Below are 19,651 nucleotides of genomic sequence, written 5' to 3' on the forward strand. Positions count from 1 at the left end.
GCGCCCACGCTCCGCGTGGCGCTGCGTTGGTCTAGTCCACCGAAAACCGTTGCTACGCAACGGAATTCGGTTCACAAGTTCGCCCACTTTGTACTGTCCTAAAAAGACAGACGATATAAATACCTTGCTACGCAAGGAATTTATATCTGTCCAAAAAGGAGCCCTTGCTACGCAATGGTTTTGCCGATCGCTCCGCGATTCGGCGCCCTCCCGGCATCACCATGATCAACCCCCCGAACCCGGGGCGCTCCGCACCCCTCAACCCCCAGCGCAAGGGTTCAGAACCTCCGAACCCAGCCCCACCCGACACCCCCGTAAGCCCAGGTAACAGCCCCACGAACCCCCAGAACCGCCCCCGCTCCGCGGCGGCACACCGCCGGCACCCCACCACCACCAGCACCCACCACAACCCCACCCAACGACACCACCACACCCCCACACCCACCACCCACCACCCCAAGACGTCCCCAGGGACGTCCCAGGACACCAGAACGCCCCAGAACGTCCCCACCACGCCCTCAAACGCCCCCAGAACGCCCCCAAACGCCCCCAGGTCCGGGAGAGCACACGAGAACCACAAAGGCCCCCCACCAACAAGGCAGGGGGCCAGTGGGGAGCCAGGAACGAACAGTCACGTCCCCCACAACTCAGGCCCGAGACGGCGCCGAAGCCCCCGATCAGCGGCCGTGGGCCGCGCGGTACTGCGCGCGGGCCTCGGAGCACCCGGTCATGGCCGGGTAGGTCGACCGCCCGACCGCGATCACCGCTTCGTCCTCGTCCGGGGCCGGCACCTCGGCGCCGGCCTCGATCATCCGGGCGCGGATCGTCGCCAGCTGATCGAGCAGCGCCTGGTAGTCCTCGTGCGGGTGAAACGGGTCGGCGGGGTGCTCGGCCTGCAGCCGTAGCGCCACAATCGTCTGGTCGTAGGTCAGCCACAGGTGCTCTTCGCGCGGCCAGCGCCGGGCCTCACGGTCCAGCACGGCGTCGATCTCCTCCCGGCCGAGCGGGCACTCCCGCTCACCACCACCGGGCAACGGCAGGACGAAGCCCGCGCCCAGCTCGTACAGGTAGCCACGGCCGGCGCGATCATCGAGCACGTCCATCACGGTCTGCAGGTCGACCCGCTCGGCCAGCAGCACCCGGTACCCGTCGGCCCGGTCCGGATCGGCACCCTCGCCGGCCTGCAGCTGCTCGCCGGCGAAGCAGACGAAGGTCAGCCACCGCCGAGGCGCGCTGCCCGCGCGATCGAACACCGCGCGCACCGCGAGCGCGGGCGGCGGGCACACCGGCAGGACCAAACGCTCGTAAATCACCCTGCCCACCCTACGGACCCGGGCACACCCGCACCGGCGGCCGACCGCTACATGCTGCCGGGCTCGTAGTCGCGGGCCGGGGAACCACGCGGCACTTCGACCGGCTCGGTCCGGGACGTCCCGGTGCGCACGTCGATCTCCCGGGCCGCGCTCATCGTCGCCAACGTCCGCCGCACGAAGTCATAGGTGAGATCGGCCGACTCCCACTCGTGGCCGTCCGCGCAGCTCATCCACGCCCGATGCCCGGCATCCCCACGGGCGAACAGGCGGAGCCCGTCGGCCCGCGGCCCGCACTCCGGGCACACCTGCTCGCCGTCGTGCTGCAACTGCAGGCTCTCAAGCGTGAGCGGCCCGTAGACCACGGGCTCATCGCCCGCCTCGATCGCCAGCTGCTCGCCCCGGTGCGCCGCGGCCTCCCGCTCGAACGCGGCCACCGCGGCATCGATGGCCCGCTCCTCATCGGCCCGGACCTCACGACCGGCGTCCAGGTCGTCCCGAAGCCACTGCCACTCCCGATAGACCTGGGCGCGGGTGGCCTCGACCTCGTCCAAACGCATCCGCCGATGGTAACCGCGACCACGGCGCCGGCCACAGGCCTGCGCCGACCGTGAACTCACGCGACGTCGTGCGCGCCTTCCATGTGCGAGCAGTAGGCCCGGCCGCCGAGGTGCAGGACGTCGGCCGTGTCGAGCGACGCCCAGAACGCGCGGGCGCCGACCGCCGAATCGATCTTCGTCGTGGACCACTGCCACCCCGGGCCGAGGGCCAGCGCCGCGGCGACCAGGACCGTGCCCACCCGGCGGCGCCGGTAGTCCTCGTCCACGCTGATCTGCTCAACGCAGGCCCGCCGGTCGATCCCGCACAGCTGCAGGTCGACGTCGGCGACGGCGCGGCCGTGGACCTGCAGTGCGATATGCCCGACACCGGCGGGCCGATCCGGCGGGTGCGCCACCAGCTCCACCACCCGCGGGTGCGGACCGGGCGGGACGTCGGCACGGCGGAGGACGGTGTGGTCCAGGTCGTACCAGGCAGGCCGGTCAGTGTGCAGCTCCAGGCACAGGAGACAGCACGTCGCGTGCAGGCCCAGGACGTGGCTGTAGGTCCGGGTCATCCCGGCCACGTCGAGCCGGTGCCCGTGCAGGCACCGCCGGTGCGGACCCACCGACCGGAACGGCTCCCCCTGGTCAGGCGCAGGCTCCACCGTCCCCATGTCGTACACACGTTCGAGACTAGCCGCGCCCGGATCGACGGACCAGGCGAAACACCACCCGGTCACGTCCCCCCGTGGCGCATCATGGAACCCATGGGAGGGATCTTCGAGCAGGCGGAACAGACCGTGGCGCGACGGCAGGCACGGACACAGCGGTGGCGGGCCCTCGCCCGGGTCGCACGGGTACCGGTGCTGGCCGGGCTCGCGCTGGTGGCGCTGCTCGCGTGGGCGCTGTCCGGATGGGCCATGTGGCCCTGGGTCGCCGGGGCCGGCGCACTCATCGTGCTGGCCCTGCTCCGCATCCCGCGCCACCTGGGACCGGTCTGGACCGCGGCCGGCGTCCTGCTCGTCGTCGACGCCGTGTTCGCCGGCTGGTACGTGCCGCCCTGGTGGTGGGCCGTGCTCGCCGGACTCGTCCTCACCGCCACCGCAACCACCATCGCCGTCCGCGGCCGGCTCCAGACCCGCCGGCGCGAAACCCTCGGCGCCCTCGCCCTCGGGGTGATGCTGCTCGCCGGCGGAATCGTGGGCCTGGCCGTCGACGCCGCACTCGAGCAAGCCGCCGCCGACCGCGACCTGCAGGCCGCGCACGACGCCGCCGTGCCGCGCATCCTGCCCCGCACACCAGGCGCCATGGTCAACTTCCTCGCCGACCGGCTGACCTACACCGCGCAGGCACAGCACACCCACCCCGCGACCACCACACCAACACCGACCGAGCAGCAGTGGACCGCCGACTTCTGCTTCGTGTTCTCCCCAGCCGCCCAGCAGCAGCTCGCCGCCACCTACAGCGGACCGGACTGCCCAGCCGCAGCCGGCGCACTGGCCCGGACGATCCACGACCCCCTCGGCTACGCCAACAACGTATGGCTCCCCGGCAACGCCACCTCAACCCTGCCGGGCGGCCTGCTCCAGGTCGATGCCTGCCACCTCGACGCACCCGGCCCCCCGCTCGGCGTGCTCACCCTGCAACAGCAACACGGCGAAGGACAGCTGATCATCGCCGTCGCGCCGTGCGGGTGACGAGCCAGGAGGCCGGCGGCTGGTTGCCGCCGGCCTCCGGGCGTGTTTACGGCCGTATACATGTCAGCTGGTCGGTTGGGTGAGCAGCTGGGCCAGGGTGGCGAGGTCGGATGGGCTGAGGACGTCGCGGAGTGCGGCGGCGAGTTCTTCGGGTGTTCCGATCCGGAGTGTCTTGCCCCGGGGCCGTCCGCGGGGCGCGGGCTGGTCCGCGTCGGCGGCCTTGGGTGCGCGCTGTTCTCGTTTCTCGTCGGCGAACATCCGCCGGGCCGTGTCGACGTCGTCGGCGATGCCGCCGAGTTCGCGTAGCCGCTGCCGCTGGCTCGGCTGTTGCTCCTTGGGCAGCGCGCTGAGGGTGCGCGCGTCCTCGAACTGCAGGCTGCCCGTGCGCACTTCGGTCTGCAGGTCGTCGGTCAGGCGGAGCAGGCCGATTCGCTGGCTCACGTAGGCGCGGGACTTTCCGAGCCGTTCGGCGACGACGGCCTGGGAACCGTGCCGGTCGACCAGCTGCTTGAGGGCCAGGGCCTCGCGCATCACGGGCAGCCGTTTGTTGTGGATGTTGTCGGCCAGTACCGCTTCGTCGAACATGCCGTCGCGGCCCAGGTGGTCGGCGACGATGACCGGGACTTTCGCCCATTTGAGCTGGTGAAGCGCGGCCAGTCGCCGGTTTCCGTTGAGTACGACCCAGTCGTGACCGGCGATTTCGGCCTCGTACTCGGGGAAGTGCGTCAGGAACAGTTCGTAGCGGGTGACCGACAGGGGCGTGAGCAGACCAACCGCTTTGATGCCCGCAGCGAGTTCTTCGACGTCGTCGTAGTCGTCTCGGGGGTTGCGCGGGTTGTGGACCAGCGCAGTGAGCGGGACGTCCTTCAGGCCGTCCTTGGGCAGGGTCGAGCCTTCGACGGTGCGGCGTTGACGGGCCATTACGCGGCCCGCCCGCCGTAGCCGAGTTCCAGCGCGAGGTGCAGGAAGTCGTTCGTGGCTTCGGCGGCGGTGCGGCCTGGTGGGTACTGGGTGCACACGCGGCCTTCGGCGCTGGCGGTGGTGTGCATTTTGAACCGGCGGACGACGGTGTTGGTGTAGAGCAGGTTCTGACCGTCGAGCCACTTCGTCGTGGCGTCCAGCTCAGACCGGCCGTCGCGGCGGTCCCAGATGTTGCGGACGACGCGATAGGGCAGGTTCCGCGGTTTGATCAGGTCCAGCACGGTCTTTTCCGTGGGGGCGTAGGCGAGCGGTTCGAGGTTCATCGGGACAACGACGTCGGTGGCGGCGTCCATCGCACGGGCCAAGACCGCCGGGCGGGCCAGCGAACCGGGCGCGTCTACGAAGATGTGCTCGTACTCGTCGCGGTCTCCGAGCTTGGCGACTTCGTGGGCGTCGTCGTCCATCTGCTCGAAGTCGAACGGCAGGGTGTCGAGGTTGGTCCGCTCCGCCCACCAGACAGCGGATGCCTGGGGGTCGATGCTGGCAACCAGCACGGTCGGTTCGGCGGGATCGGACCCGAGGGTCCGGGCCACGACGGCGGCGAGGTTGACGGCGAGCGTGGTTTTCCCGACGCCGCCCTTCTGGGACAAGATCAGGTGGACGCGTGGCGACATCAGTGGTTCCTTCCGTGCGCTTCACCGCGCGAGCTGCGCGGCTACTCCGGATGCCGGACAGGATGCCAGGTGACGAGCCAGCTGGTCAGGGCGCCACGCGGTTCGTTGCCTGATCGGCGGACCGGGCGCGCGCGTGTATACGGCCGTAAATCGGCGATTGGGCCGGAACCGTGCACGAGTGGCGTTGTGTCACGTCCCTCCTCCAGGCGGGGTCCGGACGGTTTGTATACGGCCGTAAACACACCGCTGTCCCGCGGTCCCGGAACGCGTGGTTCCGGGACCGCGGGACAGCGGTGTTGTCCGGGGCCGGGGTCAGGGGGAGACGTCAACGAACTCGACCGCTTCGACCTGCAGGGTGTCTTCCAGGCCGGGGTCGTAGCCGCTCATGATCGCGTTCGAGAACGCGTCGGCGGCGCCTTCGAGGTTGTGGGCTTCGAGGTCGCGGGCGGTGGTGATGAGGTAGTTGGCGACGTCGCCTTCGACGGTGATTTCGCCAACCCGGCGGTTCCCCTCGTCGTCTCCGTCGTAGGAGACGGCGACGGTGCCGACGTCGATGGTCTCGGCGGTGCGCAGGCGCTGGGCGGCCAGGCCGGTAGCGCCGCCGGCCGTGGCCGCGGCGTCGAGGATCGCGCGGGTGCGGCCAGTCGGCGCGGCACTGGAGAGCCAGCGGCGCGCGGTGCGCGGGCTGATGCCGGCCTGCGCGGCGAGCCAGCGCGAGGCGTGCTTGCCGTGCACGGTGCGGATGGCGGCCTGGGCGTGGTCGACGCGGGCGCCCTGGGCGATGTGCTGGACAACGCTGGCGATGTAGGTCACTGGGCGGCCTTCCGGGCTTTGTCGGAGGAGATCACGGCGTTGCGGACCAGCCCAACGCGGCCGGCGGCGTGTTGGGTGACCAGGGCGTCGGTGACCGCGCCCCAGCGGTTGAGGTGCCACTTGCCGGGCTTGTCCTGGTGGTCGCCGGGCTGATCGGCGTACTGCAGTTCGGCCGGGCGGAGCGGGGCGTCCGTGTCGGACAGGAACCACACGGAGTCCTTCATCGCCCCCAGCGGTGTCACGTCCCTTCCCAGTTTGTCGAGCGCGCGCAGCTGGTTGACCGCGGCGGAGGACACGACCATGTCGTGCCAGTCCGGCCGGACGGTGCCCTTGTCGTTGTGCTCGTCGCTGCGCAGCATCCCGCCGAGGAAGGCGGCGTACACGCTCTTAAGGACCTTGAGCGCGAGGCCGGCGCCGGGGGTACCGGCCCGCTCGGCGTCGATGAGGGACTGGCGGGCGGTGCGGACGTCCTTGGCCCAGACGGCGAGACGGCGGCCGTAGCGGTTGGGCCGGTTCTTCGGCTTGTCGCCCCAGGGCCAGACCAGCGCGCGGGCGATGGTCAGGGAGACGTCGTGGTCGCGTGCGAGGTACTTCGCGTGCGGGGTGGGCAGCCAGGTGCCGGTGTCCAGGCTGGCGTAGCCGAGCTGGGCATGGGTCGGCAGCGGGGAGAGGTCGGGTGCGGCGCCCAGCTCGATATAGCCGGGGGCGACCCACAACCTGTCCAGCCAGGCGTCGGCGATTTCCTCGAGCAGGGCCGGTTCGCCGTCGCCGCATTCGGTCGACGGCGCCGCGGCGAGGTACTGGGCGGTGACGTCCAGCTCGGTGACGGTCTGGCCGGCCGCGGGAACGACGTCCGGGTTGAGGTAGGAGAGCAGCCGGACCGTCCGGTTCGACCCGGTGATCTGCAGCGCCAGATCGTTTTCGAGGGGAAGCGGCTGGACCATCTGCCCGTGCCGGGCGGCAAGCAGCTCGTAGAGCAAGACGCCGGTGTAGCCGGGGGAGCGGGCGAACCGGAACGGCCGGTCGTCGAGCACGCGGAAGTGCGTGTGCCAGGCGTCCAGGGCGGCGGCGCACTCGTCGTCGGTGGCCTCCGGTGCGCGCGCACGGCAGGCACGGGCGAACTCGTCCTGCTCGGCGGCCGGGTCGTGCACGTAGTCGTCTTCGCGGTCTCGCCGGCGACGTTCGAAGGTCTCGGCGGCCATGCCCGGTTCCGGTGGGACGTCGGCGGCGGGGGACGCAGGGGCGGGCTCTGGAGCGGCAGCCGCGGCGGCCGGCGGTTCGTCGGGGGCCGGGGTGACCGGGGCGCCGATGCGGAGCCAGCACGTGTAGTGCCAGGGCTGGCCGAGGATGCGCATGGCGGTGGCGCCGCTACAGGTCCGGCAGGGCAGCAGTTCGCCGAGCCGGTCACTGGTGACGGGGGGCTGGTCGTGGCCGGCGAGCAGGCCGGAGACCAGGCCAATCGCGGTCTGCAGGTCGGCCAGGACGGGCTGCCAGATGGCGTCTCGGCCGGCCGCGCCGCGGTGCGCGCCGGCGCGCTCAGTGGCGAGCCGGTAGGCGATGGCAAGTGTCCCGTCCGGCCCCAGGACGCCGGCGAGCAGGCCGCTCGCCGATACGGGGTCGTTGTGAGGATGTGTCACGGCGCCTCCTTTCACTTCCGATGACTCTACCAGCTTACTTACGAACTACGTGAGTCTGCTACTTCGCCATTTTCGGTGAGGCCTTCGCCCGCTTCGCCACGCCCAGCAGGAACGTCACCATTTCGGCGACCGAGGTCTGGTCCATCGCCTCGGGCCACTGCGCGCGCAGGAGATCCCGCGCCCGCAGGAGATCGTCCACAACGCCGGTCACAGCGGCACCCAGCTCGGCCTCGTCGTTGCCGGTGAGGTCGTCGGAGAGCAGGCACAGCACGTCGATACCCACGCGGGTCAGCGTCGCGTCGGTGATGCGCTCGCCATCGGTCGACGTCCGGCGCAGCTTGGCCAGGTCGACCATGTCGGCGAGCTTCTGGCGCTGGTCGGGCCAGATCCGCGCTTCGCGCCGGATGAGGCGCTGGTGCAACGGCAGGCCATCCGTGCCCACGCGGCCTTGGCGCACTGCGGGCGCCGCGTCCTTGTGCGCCGGCACAGAGCTGGGCTTCTTGCTGGTAGCGGTCATCGGCAGCAGCCTCCGTTTTCCGTAGTTCGTGATTTACGGATTCTGTCACTTGCCAGACCACGGCACCATACGGGTGACATGACAAAGGCCCCGGACCACTGGGTCCGGGGCCCTTCGCCTGTCGTGAGGATTACCGCACAGCCGGCGAACCGATGGTGCCCGGCTCCCACGAACACGCCGGCCGGACGCATCCGGACCCGTCTCCGCCGTGATCGAGGTCGGCGAGGTGGCCGATCAGGACGGCGGGGTTCTGGTCCTCGATCAGCAGGTCGAGTAGGTCGATGTGGTCGGCCTCGGTCGCGCGCAGGAACGGGGCGACGAGGACAACCGGGACCGACCCGTCGACCGAGGGCAGCGGGATCCGGCCGCGGAGGACGAGCCGCACCTCCGGGTCGTTGCGGCGGCGCTGACCCATGATCAGGTCGTTCACGTCCATGCAGGTCAGCCACCGACCGAGGGTGTGGCCTTTCCAGTGGTTGACCGGATCGAGTTCGAGGTAGACGACGTCCTCGGGAAGGGGCGGCCGGGGGTTGTCGATCCGGAACGGCCCCAGGCCGGCTTTTTCGAACTTCCTGCGCTGTTCTTCGATGGTGGCCACGATGGGTCCTTTCCCGAGGTGGGCGGTCAGCTGAAGTCGGGGACGAGGGCGGTGACGTCGGCGAGGATCTGGTCGTGGTCGAACGCGAGGTGCATCCGGGCGGCGTCGGTGAGCGGGACCCAGGCGGCGGTGCGGGCGTCGTCGCCGGCGGTCGTCTTGGTCGGCTCGGGGAGCACCGCGAAGAACGCAACGGTGACGTAGCGGCCTCGGGGATCGCGGCCGGGGTCGTCGTAGATGCCGAGCTGGCGAAGGTCGGCCACCTGCACGCCGGTTTCCTCGGCCAGCTCGCGGCCGGCGGCCTGGAGGAACGTCTCGCCCGGGTCGACGTGCCCGCCGGGAAAGGCCCACTGGCCGGCGAAGGGCGGCCAGCCGCGTTCGATCAGGAGTACGTGCCACGTCCCGCCACGACGGGCGAGCGCAACGGTATCGGCGGTGAGACGGACCTTCTCCACGGTGTCGTGGTCAGGCATTCGGCTTGTCCTCTCCGGGTCAGATCCAGGGATGGGCGGTGGGAACGGGACGGATGGACGACGCCGGCCGCAGGGGTCCCGGCGGCCGGCGCGCAGCTGCTATGCCTCGGCTGACTTCGCCGCCGCGCGCGCGGCGCGTTCGCTGCGGGAGACGTCGGCAGCGTGCGGTACGGCCTCGTTGAGGGCCGTGGTCACGGGCTTCATCCGCCGGCCGATCGCGGCCAGTTCCGCGGCCATCTCCGGGTTTTTGGTGTGCAGGGACGCGGCGAGCTTGGCCAGAATGGTCGTGACGGAGCTGGTGCACTCGCGCAGCGCGGCGACGTAGTCGGGCAGGGCCAACTCGTTCTTTTCGCGCCGGACCGAGACCTCGGCCTGCCGGAGAGAATCGCGGGCGGTTTCGAGCGGCGGGAGCAGTCGGAGCGTCATGTGGGGATGATCCTTTCGTTACGAGGTGGTCCGGGGTGATGGGTTCCGGGTTACTGCAGTGCTCGCCAGTCGCGCACTGCGTCCAGCACTTTCTGCAGGCGCGCGGCGCCGAGGCCGGGCAGGGACGCCAGCCGGGAGCTTCCCGACGGGGCGGCGTGGTGTTCGTCGGCCAGCTCGGCGAGCTGTTCGACGGTGGTGACGTCGCCCTGCTTCAGAGGTGCGGTCTGGTAGCGGGTCAGGCCGAAGCTGTGCAGCTCGGCGAGGGGCGTGCTCGTCATGGACGGTTCCCTTTCGATTGGTGTGGCCGGCCAGGGGCGGCCGGTGGGGTCACCGGAGGCCGCCGCGCCGGCTCGGCGTGCCGAGGCCGCGGGTCATCCGGCGACTGGTCGCGGTGACCTTCATGGACCAGAGCTTGAGCACGGCCGCGGTGTAGAGCGCGGCGAGGACGGCGACGATCAGGAAGAGCAGCGAGCCGGGGCCGGCCAGCCACCACGCGAGCGCGACGGGCACCGCGGGAACGGCGAGGAACTTGATCAGGTGGACGGTGGCGCGGATCGGGAACAGCAGCAGCTCACGCACGGCGGGTGTCCTTTAGGCAGAGGGGATTCGGGAGGGGGAGAGGCGGCCGTGGGCGGCCAGCTCGGGGACCAGGCGGACGATGTGGCGCCAGTGCGCCCGGACCAGGGAGCGGGCGGCGACCTGCAGCTCGCGCTTCGAGTGGTCCTTTTTGAGTTCCCACTCCCGCAGCAGCTTTCGTGCCTCGGTCATGTCGTCGTCGCAGGTGCGTGCCGGCAGCGGGTGCTGGCCGTGCTCGTCGGCCCATCGCAGGTCTCCGGCGCGGCCGGCCATGACGGCGACGAGGTAGCCGCGCGGGTCGCGGATCTTCTGGTTGCCGGGCACGTACACCCAGCCGTGGACGGCGGCGCCGCGGCCTTTGACCCGGATTTCGGTGATCGATACACCGGCGCGGCGGAACCCGATGGCGTGGGCGAGTTCGTGGGCGGCGGCGGCGAGCCGGCTTGAGTCGGTCGCGGGGTCGTACTCGGTCATCGGAGGTCCCTTCCTCGGGTGGCTGGTTGTTCCGGCGGCGGCGGTCTCGTGGGCGGCGCCGCCGCCGGAACAGGTCCGCAATTTCGATTACGTTCGGTGACTGTCAGCGGGTGGTGAGGCCCGGTGTCAGCGGGGTGCCGGCGGGGGTGTCAGCGGGGGTGTCAGACACCGCCCTCGCGCGCGCGTGTAGGGGGCGGTTTTGGAGGCGTCTGACAGGTGCTGCGGTGTCAGCTGTCAGACGCCCCGCCGCTTGTTACGCACGGTGTGCGATCAGGCGGCGCCGGCCGTGTCCTGGGGGTCGGCCGGCGGGAAGGCGTAGCGGCCTTCGACGGCGGTTTCGATCAGCTTCCCGTGGTCGGCCAGGCGGCCCATGGCCGCGGAGACCCACGGTCGGCTCCGGACCTGCTTGAAGGCCTGCGGAATGTCCTTCGGGCCGACCGTGTCGGCCCCGCGGTTGCGCAGCTCGGTGAGCACGTCCAGCAGCAGCTGCTCGGCCTGGCCGGTCGTGATCTTCTGGCGCGGGAACTGGAACACCGTGGCGGGGTCCTCGTTGGGCAGCTCGGTGTCGGCGTCGATGCCGTCCAGCTCGGGTTCGTGGTTTTCAGACATCTGGTAGCCCGTCTCGTCGTCGGAATCGCCGTCTCGGGTGTCGTCACCCGCGGCGGTGGTGTCGACGTCTCCACGGGCCTCTGGGGCGGCTTCTGTGGTGGCGTCGGGGATGTAGCGCTGGGTGCGGTAGGCGTGGCCGGCCGAGCGGGCGGTGACTGCGCACTCGGCGGCGGGGCCGCCGGCCGCGTCGATGGCGGCGATCATGTCGTCGTCTTTGGCGTTGTACGTCCGGTTCGGCGTGGTGAAGCGCTCGTCATCGACGCCCGGCGCTTCGAGGTAGGAGCAGCCGGGCCGCTTGTTCTTCCACACGGCAGGGTCGGCGCCGGCGTCGACCACTTCTTCGCTCAGGCAGAACTCAGCGTCGCGGGTCTTGTCCACCCCGAAGCACCAGCGGATACCCAGCTGGGCCCGGACACTGGTGGGCATCTGGTCGGAGTGGGCACGCTGCAGGCTCAGGAAGATCGAGATACCGGCCGAGCGGGCGGTCTGGACCAGTTCGACCAGGTCGTCCGAGTCGCGCATGAGCGTCGCCGCTTCCTCGATCCACACCACCAGGTACTGCAGGCCGCACCCGGGCACCCACTGGTCCAGGCGCCGCTCGGCGAGGTGGTTGGTCCGGTCGGTGATCACTGTGGGCAGGACGGCGACCATCGCTTCGGACTGCTGCCGGGTGATGGCCGGCCAGTGGACCTTGTTGGCGAACCGTCCCAGCGTCTGCTTGCCCTTGACCGGGTCGGCGACCCACAGGTTGACGTCCTTGCGGGTAAGGATCTCGGTCCAGCCGATCTTGCCGCCGTGGCTCTTGCCGGCGCCGTTCATCCCCATGACCATGCCGTGACTGGCGTTGCGCGGGTTGCCCTCGACGCTCTTGTCGCCGGGCAGCCAGAACTCGACCGGGGCCCCGTCTTCGTAGATCGCGACGACCAGCGGTTCCATGATCGAGCCGCCCGGCGCGGACGGGCCGGGCCACGGGACGCTTTCTTTCAGCATGTTGGTCGGCACGATGACCAGCTCGGCGCGGTCGTGGTGGTCGGGGTCGGGGATCACGCGCACGCTGTTCTTGCTCACCGACAACGCGCTGGCGATCCGGCCCTTGGCCTGGGTGACGTCGTCGGCGGTCATCTCGCCGGCGGGCAGCTGCAGGGGGATCTGGACCTTGTTCGGTCCCACAGCCAGCTCGCCGCGGATCTTGGTCCCGGCGAGCTTCACGGCCTTGAACAGCTGGTTTTCGCCGCCGCCGGCGGCGCTGTCCTTGGACGAGACCTTGAGCACGCGGCGGATGTTCCAGCTCAGCGCGAGGGCCGGGGCGCCCATGAGCCACATGTCGAGCAGCGGGTGGGCGCCGGGGCCGGCGATGGTGGCCGCGGTGAGCCAGGCGGTCGAACCGGCCACGGTCGTCACGGAGTGGGCCCGGTAGCCGCCCGCGTCGTGGCTGGTTTTGTAGGTCAGGCCGGTCAGGGCGGCGCTGACCAGGGTCAGGCCGGCGGTGGCCCAGGGCAGCGCGGCCGGGTCGGTGCCCCACATAGCGTGAGTGAGGGCGCTGACCGGCCAGAGCGCGCCGGCGGCGGCCCAGCTGGGCAGGAACGGAACGATCCGTTCCACGATGCCCCGGTGGTCCGGCTGCACCATGCTCTGGCCGATCACTGCGGACCCGCGGTTTCCGAATGCCATGTCTGCTCCTTCCGTGGGTCCGCGGGTGCCCGCGTCCGCCTTGTCGTGCCTGGTGGGTAGGGGTTGGGAGGGGAGGTCAGCCGTTGAGGTCGAAGGCGCGGCGCGAGCGCTCGGGGGTGTTGTTGATGAAGTTGCGCTCGAAGCTCAGGTAGCAGCGGATGAGGCCGGTGCAGGTGCCTTCGACGCCCTCGGCGGCGCGCAGGAGGTGCCGGGAGACCATCCGGGCCTTGCGGCGGGAGTCGGCGCTTTCGAGGAGCCCGCCCTGGCCGGTGGGCACCTCGCGCAGCACCGCGTTCAGCTCCTCCGCGGCGATGCGCAGTTCGTTGCCCAGCGGGCGGATCAGGTCCCGCCCGTTGGAGCAGTAGCCCCGGAGGGCGCTGGTGGACAGGAACTCCGGCGAGCCGAGCGTGTAGCGATTCGACATTGTTTACTCCGTAACTTCGTTAGTTCGTAAGTTAGCTGTTCAGAACGGGTTCACTCAAGGGCTGTCACCCGTCGGGAGGTACAAACTTCCGTAGTTCGCACCTCCCGGTGGTGACCGGGTCAGGCGGCGGCGTAAACGGCCTTGGCAGCACGCAGTGCGCGGATGGCGCCGGCGCGCTCCCGGCGGAGGTAGAACAGGCCGCGGATGCCCTGCAGGGTGTGCAAGAGCAGCGCACCGACCAGGACCAGCGACCACGCCGGCGCGACCGGGGAGAAGACCGCGAACAAAAACGCCGAGAGCAGGAGAGCCCCGTCACGGGCGATCCGCCGCACCTGGGCATCAATCTCGGCGCCCCAGTACTCGCGGACGTCGCGCAGCTGGGTGGCGAGGTGGTACGGGCTCGACGTGGCCCAGCTGCCGGTGGCCGGGGCGACGTGCTGGACCACGCCGTCCGAGGTGGCCAGCGTGATGACGTTGGCGCGATCCGGGGTGTTGTTGCTGTTCACAGGGGTTCCTTTCGATGTGGTGCTGCGGGGGTGGTCAGGCGTCCTCGGCGGCGGTGTGCATGAGGAAGATCAGCTGGCCGCGCAGGGCGGAGACGGCTCGGGCGAAGTGGTCCTGCCCCAGGGCGCCGTACGCCTTCTCCGCACAGAGCAGGCTCATCGAGGCGATCTGCAGGTCGCTGGTGACGGCGGCGGCCGTGTCGCCCTCGGGCAGCTGGTCCGCGTGCCGGAAGGCGGTGTCCATCGCACCGCGCACGTCGGCGAGGTCCAGCGCGGCGAAGTCCAGCAGGGTTCCGGGAGCCGCGGAGACTTCGCCGATGACGGGCTGGACCGGGGTGTGGTCGCAGTACTTGGGGTAGTTCACTTTGTCTGTCCTTTCTGGACTTTCCATGGGTGTTTGCTGTGGTCAGCTGGGGTTCGCGGGCGCAGTGGTCGTGACGCGTTGCCGCGCCGCCCACTGCTCGCACCAGGCGACGATCTGTTCGCGCGACGAGTCCCAGGCGATCTCCGGGTCCTGGTCAAACTCGCGGGTGATCCTGGCGATGAGGCCCTGGTCTTCGGTGGTCACGGGAAGAACGCCGACCTCGTAGTCCCTGACGGCCATGCCGGTCCAGAGGTCGGTCCGGACGAGCAAACCGCGGTCGGTGACCTCGATCGCGGGGGCGATGGCCAGGCCGTTGCCGATCGAGACGAACGGGCGGTGCATGAACACGGTGTCGCCGTTGATCTCGAACTGGCCGGCGACGCCGACGATGCGGGCGCCGGTGCACTCGTAGGAGTCCAGGCGGATGAGGCTCATGTTTCTGTCCTTTCCGGACGTTGGGTGGCGGGCGGGGGTCAGCTGGCGTCGCGGTCTGCGTCGACCACCCGGAGGCCGGCCAGGTGGTCGCGCAGCTCCTGGGCGATGGGGACGCCCAGGCCCTCTCCGAGGTGTTTCCGGACGTAGGCGGTGATCCGCTTCACCCCGGGGTTCGGGAGCAGGGCTTCGGCCTCGATCGCGTTCTGCAGAAGCGGGAGCAGTTCGGCGGCGCGGTCGGAAAGCTGCACGTCATCCGAGGTTTCCGCACCGCGAACCTCGGCAGTTCCGGGGTTCGGAACCTCGGCGGCGGGGAAGGGCAGGAGGTAGGGCGGGAGGGTGTAGCGGGGGAGGTGGGCGCGGGCGTCGTGGATCTCGCGAACCTCGCGGGCGAAGCTCCGCTGAACCCGGGCGCCGACGATCATGAGGTCGCCGGTCTCGGCGGCCTTGCGGTCCTCGGCGGCCTCCCGGGCGGCGATCCGCCGGCCCAGGGCGCGCTCGCGGCGGCTGGACTCCGGGCCGACGCCGTACCGGTCGACCCACGCGAGGTGCCACGCGGTGTCCTGGTCCAGCTCGCGGGCCGCGCGGATGCTGGCCGCGGCGAGCGACAGCCGCGGGTAGCGGGCGCGGCGCCACAGGGCCAGGCCGGGGCGGGTGCCGGCCACGGCCGCGGTGTCGAGGCCCTGGCGCACGGAGTGCAGCAGCACCCCCAGCAGGGAGATCGCGGCGAGCGCGAGGCCGGCGGCGGGGCCGGCGTCCTGCAGGCCGTGCGCGCCGTTGATGACGGCGGCGATGCCGGCGAGGACCCAGGTCCAGCGGGTCAGACTGCCGGTCGGGAGACCGGCGCGGGTGCGGCGGTGGGCTTCGAAGACCATCACCCAGGCGCCGGTCTCGATCGAAGCGGGAAATGCCTGGTTGAGCGGGACCGGAATGTGCAGGTAGTCCCGGGCAAACGCGGCCTGGGCAGCCCAGGCCAAGGCGATCGGCAGGACGATGACCGTTGCCCAGAACAGCGAGTGCGCGACCCCCGGGAGCGCGGCGATCCGCTCGTCGCGGATGTCTTTGCGCTCCTGACGGCGCTCCTGACGGCGCTGTTGGGCGGCCAGCTGGTCGTCGCGGCGGCACACGGCGCGGCGGTCGGCTTCGTCGCCGCGGCGCGTGGCGCGGCGGTCGGCCATGTCCTGGGCGAGGGCGGCCTGGTGGGCGCGGTTCGCGCGGCGCTGCTCCTCGGCGGCGGCGCGGTCGGCGCGGCGTTCGGCGCGGAGATCGAACAACGTGGTCACTTCGTCACCTCGTTGGTCTCGGCCAGCTCGGCGTCGCGGACCAGGCCCTCGGCCTGGGCGAGGCGGGCTTCGCGGGCGAGCAGGAACGCCGTGTTGGCGCGGGTCCGGCGAAGTTCGTGCACCGCGATATAGGCCGGGACGGCGAGCGCGATCAGCACGAACAGGGCGGTGATCGAGCCGGGAGCGCCGGCGACCGCGAACGCGCAGGCCACGGCGCCCGACGCGGCGGACCACAGGGCGTGCGGGAGCCAGACGAGCACCGCGGACACGCGGCTCTGCCGGGTCACCGACGGCGGGTACTGGATGCGAGCTGTCATGACGCTGACCTCCAAGTCAGGCGGCGAGCGCGTAGCCGTGGTCAACGGCGTGGCGCTGCCAGAAGTGGGTGGCCGTCTCGCACTCGGCGCAGAGACGGGAAATCGTGGACGGGTAGTAGGTCTGCTCCTGGCCGCATCCGCCGCGGGAGAGCTGGCAGGTACGGCGGGCGAGCAGCGCGAGCGCGAGCGCGTTGAGCTGGGAACTGGTGGCGCGGCGCTTCGGCGCGGACCGGGCGACCAGGTAGAGCAGGGCGAAGTCCTGGGCCCTCAGTCCGGCGCGGCGATGCTGGAACCGCAGGGCAGCGACCGGGGCGTGCCCGCCGGGCCGGCGGCCCATGGCCTGCAGCTGCCGGTACGTCGCGAAGATCTCGCGCGGCGCCCAGCCCCAGGCCAGGACCGGCAACCCGTCGTAGGTGCCGCGGGTGAGGACTTCGCCGAGGCCGTCGACGTGCTGCCACACGTAGGGCCACTGCCGCTTCCCGCTCATCAGGCCACCGCCACCAGCGCGGCGTGATGGTCCCGGGTCCAGGCCCAGGCCGTCTCGCCCTGCTCGGTCAGCACCGCCGGAACCCGGGTGCCGGCCGCGGCCGGCCGAGCCGGGACGACGAGACCCGCATGGGCCAGGCGATGCGCCGCGGCCTGGTCGCACAGGTTCAGCCCGTCGACCAGCATGTCCGGCTCACTGCCGACGACCAGGGCGGCGCGGCCGGCGCGGACGGCGCCCAGGATCGCGAAGTCCCGGCAGGACAGCGCACACCCCTGATGGATGGTGGCCATCACGCGGACCGCCGTTCCGCGGGCAGCTCGGCGGCGGCCGGCCAGGTGAACACGCCCGAGGTGGCCGTGCTGGCAAGCTCGCCCAGGTCGGCGAGGCGCTGCAGCTCGGCCTGCACCCACGCACGGCCCCGGACCCGCCCCAGGAACTCATCAGGGACTTCGTCCGCCGAGACCATGGCCGCGTCCGTCATGCGCAGGGCATCGAGCAGGTCACGCAGCGCACGCCGGGCAACCTCAAGCGTCGGCCGGGTACCCGGCAAACGCACCAGGAAGCGGCCGATCTCCACACTGCTTGCGATGCGGCGCCCGTCGCGACGCGGCGCGATCTCTTCACGCTGGCGGCGCAGCTCGGCAGCCTCGCGCATGGCCTGCGCCCTGGCACCGCGGCGTTCCGTCTCGGTGGTCCTACCCCAGATGCCGTCGCGCTGGGTGTCGCCGTACTCGCGGCACTGCCGAAGCACCGGGCACCCGGCGCACACTCGCTTCGCCTGTGCGATCTGCTCGGCGTAGGCCGGGCCGTCGCCGAGCGGGAAGAACAGCTCGGGGTCCTGGGTGCCGCACTCGCCGTCCCGCATCCACGCCGTGTCCGTGTCCGGGCCGCTCGACAACAGCTGGAGCAGCACGTCCGGCGTCCGCTTCACGTTCCTCACGCCGCCACCGCCTCGTCCTCGTCGCCGGACAGGGACACCGCGACGAAGTCGCCCTCGACCACGGCGGGAACCGGAGCCAGCTCGCCGCTCAGCACCGCAGCGACCACGGCAGACAGCTCCCGAGAGCCCTCGGCCGAACCAACCAGCCGGACCCCGGCACGCCGGGCGCCGGCCAGCTCCAACTGGGCCGACGCCAGCAACGCCGCGTCTTCGTACGAGATAGGGGCGAAACCCCTCTGAACTGCGGAGATGTTCCTCATCGCGGTGTCCCTTCGTGCGGTGTGGGAACCCCCGGTTGCCGCCGGTGCGTCCCCGTGATCTGGACCACCAAGAAGCTAACAGTTGGTATGGATACGAGTCAACTGTTTGGTCAACTTTGATCAGAAAGAGCCCTCTAAACAGGAGAAACGTCGTGAAGACAGGGAACGCGCGGAGCGGTTCTGTTAGGTATCTGATAGGTTTCGGGCAACCCGGAACCCGAAGGGCCGACCCCAGCCCAGCAAGGAGCACGCGCATGTCACGGCCGCGGTCGACCACACCCCCGGTGGAGCCGCAGTACCTCCAGGTTGCGCGGCACATCGAGACAGCCATCGCCGCTGGCACCTACCGCCACGGCGAGAGGCTTCCATCCACGCGGGATCTCGCCCGCGAGTGGGACACAAGCCCATTCACAATCAACGAGGCCATGGCTTTGCTGATAAAGAAGGAACTCGTGGTGAGCAAATCGCGCACCTCTCGCATAGTCAACGCGCCCGATCAGGCGACTCGCGCCGCGCGCACTGAAATCGAAAAACCCCAGGTCTTGTTTGTAGGCGGGTATGCGGGGTCAGGAAAGACTGAACTAGGTCGAATCTTGGCCCGCTTGACAAAGTGGGGAATGTTCGACAAAGACACAATTACTCGACCAGTGGTGGAAGCGGCACTTTCCACAATGGGTCTTTCCGTTAACGACCGCGAATCCGAGGAGTACCTTTCAAAGGTGCGACCACGCGAATACGAAGCCCTCGAAGCAAGTATCGTAGAAAACCTGGAATGCGCAAACAGCGTTATTGCAACGGCCCCATTTTTACGCGAATTCAAGGACGACGCTTGGCTTTCTCGAATGAAGGCTAGGATCGAAGGATTCGGCGCTACGATGAGCATCGCTTGGGTTTACTGCGACGTAGACACTATGCACTTCTACCTGCGAGCACGTGGCGCCGCCCGCGACGCAAAGAAGCTCGAAGGCTGGCCCGAATACCTCTCAGAAATAGACGTCGCATTTCGACCTTCCGTGCCGCACTTCATTATCAACAACTCAACCTCGGTAACTACACCACTACAGACTCAGGCCGTTGACCTGATCGACGAATTAGTTGCCAGGTCCAAGGTTTCGCAATGAATAAAAAAGCGATTATCCTATATGGCCCTCCGGCTGCCGGAAAAGACACCGTGACGAAAGCTCTCACTTCCCTAGACTCTCGCTATTCCTTATACCGACGCTTGAAGGTCGGACCTGGCCGTACGGCTGGATATAAAATGGGTAGCCCGGAACTTCTGCGAAGTTTGCGTAGCTCGGGAAAAATAGTGTGGGAAAACAGTAGGTACGGAGCCACGTACGTAATTGACAAAGACAATTTAGACAACGCAATTTCTGATTTTGTTCCAGTACTGCACTTGGGGCAGCCTGACGCAGTGGTCGCCCTACAGAAGGCCAGGTCTGACGTGACGTGGCTGGTCGCCCATCTGTGGTGTCCACGAGAGATCGCCGTCGAACGCATCGCCGCGCGGGCTACAGGGGACACCGCCGACCGATTGCAGGCATGGGACGACACCCCCGATCTGCCGGATGCCGCGCTTCGCCTGAACACAGCCGTTCTGTCTGCCACTCAGGCAGCCGCTGCTATCCGATGCGTCGACACGCCCGGACACCCGGTGCGGCCATCGAGAGGGGGGACGGGGCAAGCTTCCTGATCAGCACCAGAACATG

At 69.8% G+C, this 19,651-nt stretch carries 27 protein-coding genes; 2 read left to right on the forward strand and 25 right to left on the reverse strand.

Going from position 1 to position 19,651, the window contains the following annotated elements:
• Positions 1–677: 677 nt before the first annotated feature.
• From NYF13_RS35640 to NYF13_RS35650, 3 genes are read right to left on the reverse strand one after another with little or no spacing between them, the layout of a single operon-like run.
• A complete protein-coding gene (locus NYF13_RS35640; protein WP_315662527.1) occupies positions 678–1,313 on the reverse strand; it encodes a hypothetical protein in 636 nt (211 codons plus the stop codon).
• 47 nt (positions 1,314–1,360) lie between these two features.
• Positions 1,361–1,870 (reverse strand): hypothetical protein, encoded by a 510-nt coding sequence (locus NYF13_RS35645; protein ID WP_315662529.1) that lies wholly within the window; start codon positions 1,868–1,870, stop codon positions 1,361–1,363.
• Between the two features lie 56 nt (positions 1,871–1,926).
• Complete coding sequence (locus tag NYF13_RS35650; RefSeq protein ID WP_315662531.1) at positions 1,927–2,475, reverse strand: GNAT family N-acetyltransferase; 549 nt, start codon at positions 2,473–2,475, stop codon at positions 1,927–1,929.
• Positions 2,476–2,616: 141 nt separating this feature from the next.
• Here NYF13_RS35650 and NYF13_RS35655 point away from each other — a divergent pair, with 141 nt between their 5' ends.
• Positions 2,617–3,546 carry a hypothetical protein gene (locus NYF13_RS35655; RefSeq protein ID WP_315662532.1) on the forward strand — a complete coding sequence of 310 codons (930 nt, stop codon included), beginning with the start codon at positions 2,617–2,619 and terminating at the stop codon, positions 3,544–3,546.
• A gap of 63 nt (positions 3,547–3,609) precedes the next feature.
• On the opposite strand, the gene NYF13_RS35660 is transcribed toward NYF13_RS35655, so the two are convergent.
• The 22 genes from NYF13_RS35660 to NYF13_RS35765 form a co-directional block, all read right to left on the reverse strand.
• A complete protein-coding gene (locus tag NYF13_RS35660) occupies positions 3,610–4,467 on the reverse strand; it encodes a ParB/RepB/Spo0J family partition protein (protein WP_315662533.1) in 858 nt (285 codons plus the stop codon).
• Positions 4,467–5,141: a ParA family protein gene (locus tag NYF13_RS35665; RefSeq protein WP_315662535.1), complete on the reverse strand. Its 675-nt coding sequence runs from the start codon at positions 5,139–5,141 to the stop codon at positions 4,467–4,469. The genes NYF13_RS35660 and NYF13_RS35665 overlap by 1 nt, the downstream gene beginning before the upstream one ends.
• A gap of 312 nt (positions 5,142–5,453) precedes the next feature.
• Positions 5,454–5,954: a hypothetical protein gene (locus NYF13_RS35670; protein WP_315662536.1), complete on the reverse strand. Its 501-nt coding sequence runs from the start codon at positions 5,952–5,954 to the stop codon at positions 5,454–5,456.
• Positions 5,951–7,591 carry a hypothetical protein gene (locus NYF13_RS35675; RefSeq protein WP_315662537.1) on the reverse strand — a complete coding sequence of 547 codons (1,641 nt, stop codon included), beginning with the start codon at positions 7,589–7,591 and terminating at the stop codon, positions 5,951–5,953. Before NYF13_RS35675 ends, NYF13_RS35670 begins: the two co-directional genes overlap by 4 nt.
• A 58-nt stretch (positions 7,592–7,649) precedes the next feature.
• Positions 7,650–8,108, reverse strand: a complete 459-nt coding sequence (locus NYF13_RS35680) for a hypothetical protein (RefSeq protein ID WP_315662538.1) — start codon at positions 8,106–8,108, stop codon at positions 7,650–7,652.
• Between the two features lie 130 nt (positions 8,109–8,238).
• Positions 8,239–8,706 (reverse strand): hypothetical protein, encoded by a 468-nt coding sequence (locus NYF13_RS35685; protein WP_315662539.1) that lies wholly within the window; start codon positions 8,704–8,706, stop codon positions 8,239–8,241.
• A 26-nt stretch (positions 8,707–8,732) separates the two neighbouring features.
• Entirely contained in the window at positions 8,733–9,176 is a 444-nt protein-coding gene (locus NYF13_RS35690; protein ID WP_315662541.1) for an NUDIX hydrolase, read from the reverse strand.
• Positions 9,177–9,275: 99 nt separating this feature from the next.
• Positions 9,276–9,602 (reverse strand): hypothetical protein, encoded by a 327-nt coding sequence (locus tag NYF13_RS35695; protein ID WP_315662542.1) that lies wholly within the window; start codon positions 9,600–9,602, stop codon positions 9,276–9,278.
• 50 nt (positions 9,603–9,652) lie between these two features.
• Entirely contained in the window at positions 9,653–9,880 is a 228-nt protein-coding gene (locus tag NYF13_RS35700) for a hypothetical protein (RefSeq protein WP_315662544.1), read from the reverse strand.
• A gap of 49 nt (positions 9,881–9,929) precedes the next feature.
• Complete coding sequence (locus tag NYF13_RS35705) at positions 9,930–10,181, reverse strand: hypothetical protein (protein ID WP_315662546.1); 252 nt, start codon at positions 10,179–10,181, stop codon at positions 9,930–9,932.
• A 12-nt stretch (positions 10,182–10,193) separates the two neighbouring features.
• Entirely contained in the window at positions 10,194–10,652 is a 459-nt protein-coding gene (locus tag NYF13_RS35710; protein WP_315662547.1) for a hypothetical protein, read from the reverse strand.
• A gap of 270 nt (positions 10,653–10,922) precedes the next feature.
• The gene (locus NYF13_RS35715) at positions 10,923–12,932 is read right to left on the reverse strand and encodes a hypothetical protein (RefSeq protein WP_315662548.1); all 2,010 of its coding nucleotides are present in this window, start codon (positions 12,930–12,932) and stop codon (positions 10,923–10,925) included.
• A gap of 76 nt (positions 12,933–13,008) precedes the next feature.
• Complete coding sequence (locus tag NYF13_RS35720) at positions 13,009–13,356, reverse strand: hypothetical protein (RefSeq protein ID WP_315662549.1); 348 nt, start codon at positions 13,354–13,356, stop codon at positions 13,009–13,011.
• A gap of 119 nt (positions 13,357–13,475) precedes the next feature.
• A complete protein-coding gene (locus tag NYF13_RS35725; protein WP_315662550.1) occupies positions 13,476–13,862 on the reverse strand; it encodes a hypothetical protein in 387 nt (128 codons plus the stop codon).
• A gap of 34 nt (positions 13,863–13,896) precedes the next feature.
• Positions 13,897–14,223 (reverse strand): hypothetical protein, encoded by a 327-nt coding sequence (locus NYF13_RS35730; RefSeq protein ID WP_315662551.1) that lies wholly within the window; start codon positions 14,221–14,223, stop codon positions 13,897–13,899.
• A gap of 42 nt (positions 14,224–14,265) precedes the next feature.
• Entirely contained in the window at positions 14,266–14,658 is a 393-nt protein-coding gene (locus NYF13_RS35735) for a hypothetical protein (RefSeq protein ID WP_315662552.1), read from the reverse strand.
• Between the two features lie 38 nt (positions 14,659–14,696).
• On the reverse strand, positions 14,697–15,938 hold the full coding sequence (locus NYF13_RS35740) for a hypothetical protein (RefSeq protein WP_315662553.1): 1,242 nt from the start codon (positions 15,936–15,938) through the stop codon (positions 14,697–14,699).
• Positions 15,935–16,255: a hypothetical protein gene (locus NYF13_RS35745; protein WP_315662555.1), complete on the reverse strand. Its 321-nt coding sequence runs from the start codon at positions 16,253–16,255 to the stop codon at positions 15,935–15,937. The genes NYF13_RS35740 and NYF13_RS35745 overlap by 4 nt, the downstream gene beginning before the upstream one ends.
• A gap of 16 nt (positions 16,256–16,271) precedes the next feature.
• Positions 16,272–16,742 (reverse strand): RRQRL motif-containing zinc-binding protein, encoded by a 471-nt coding sequence (locus tag NYF13_RS35750; protein WP_315662556.1) that lies wholly within the window; start codon positions 16,740–16,742, stop codon positions 16,272–16,274.
• A complete protein-coding gene (locus NYF13_RS35755) occupies positions 16,742–17,032 on the reverse strand; it encodes a hypothetical protein (RefSeq protein WP_315662558.1) in 291 nt (96 codons plus the stop codon). The genes NYF13_RS35750 and NYF13_RS35755 overlap by 1 nt, the downstream gene beginning before the upstream one ends.
• Positions 17,032–17,682, reverse strand: coding sequence for a WhiB family transcriptional regulator (locus tag NYF13_RS36890; RefSeq protein ID WP_396287863.1), 651 nt, complete (start codon positions 17,680–17,682; stop codon positions 17,032–17,034). The genes NYF13_RS35755 and NYF13_RS36890 overlap by 1 nt, the downstream gene beginning before the upstream one ends.
• Positions 17,679–17,942 carry a hypothetical protein gene (locus NYF13_RS35765; RefSeq protein ID WP_315662560.1) on the reverse strand — a complete coding sequence of 88 codons (264 nt, stop codon included), beginning with the start codon at positions 17,940–17,942 and terminating at the stop codon, positions 17,679–17,681. Before NYF13_RS35765 ends, NYF13_RS36890 begins: the two co-directional genes overlap by 4 nt.
• 284 nt (positions 17,943–18,226) lie before the next feature.
• Between NYF13_RS35765 and NYF13_RS35770 the strand changes: the two genes are divergently transcribed.
• On the forward strand, positions 18,227–19,063 hold the full coding sequence (locus NYF13_RS35770; RefSeq protein WP_315662561.1) for a GntR family transcriptional regulator: 837 nt from the start codon (positions 18,227–18,229) through the stop codon (positions 19,061–19,063).
• Positions 19,064–19,651 lie beyond the last annotated feature (588 nt).

Origin of the sequence: Amycolatopsis sp. PS_44_ISF1, assembly GCF_032335455.1 — a bacterium.
Classification (GTDB): Bacteria; Actinomycetota; Actinomycetes; order Mycobacteriales; family Pseudonocardiaceae; genus Amycolatopsis.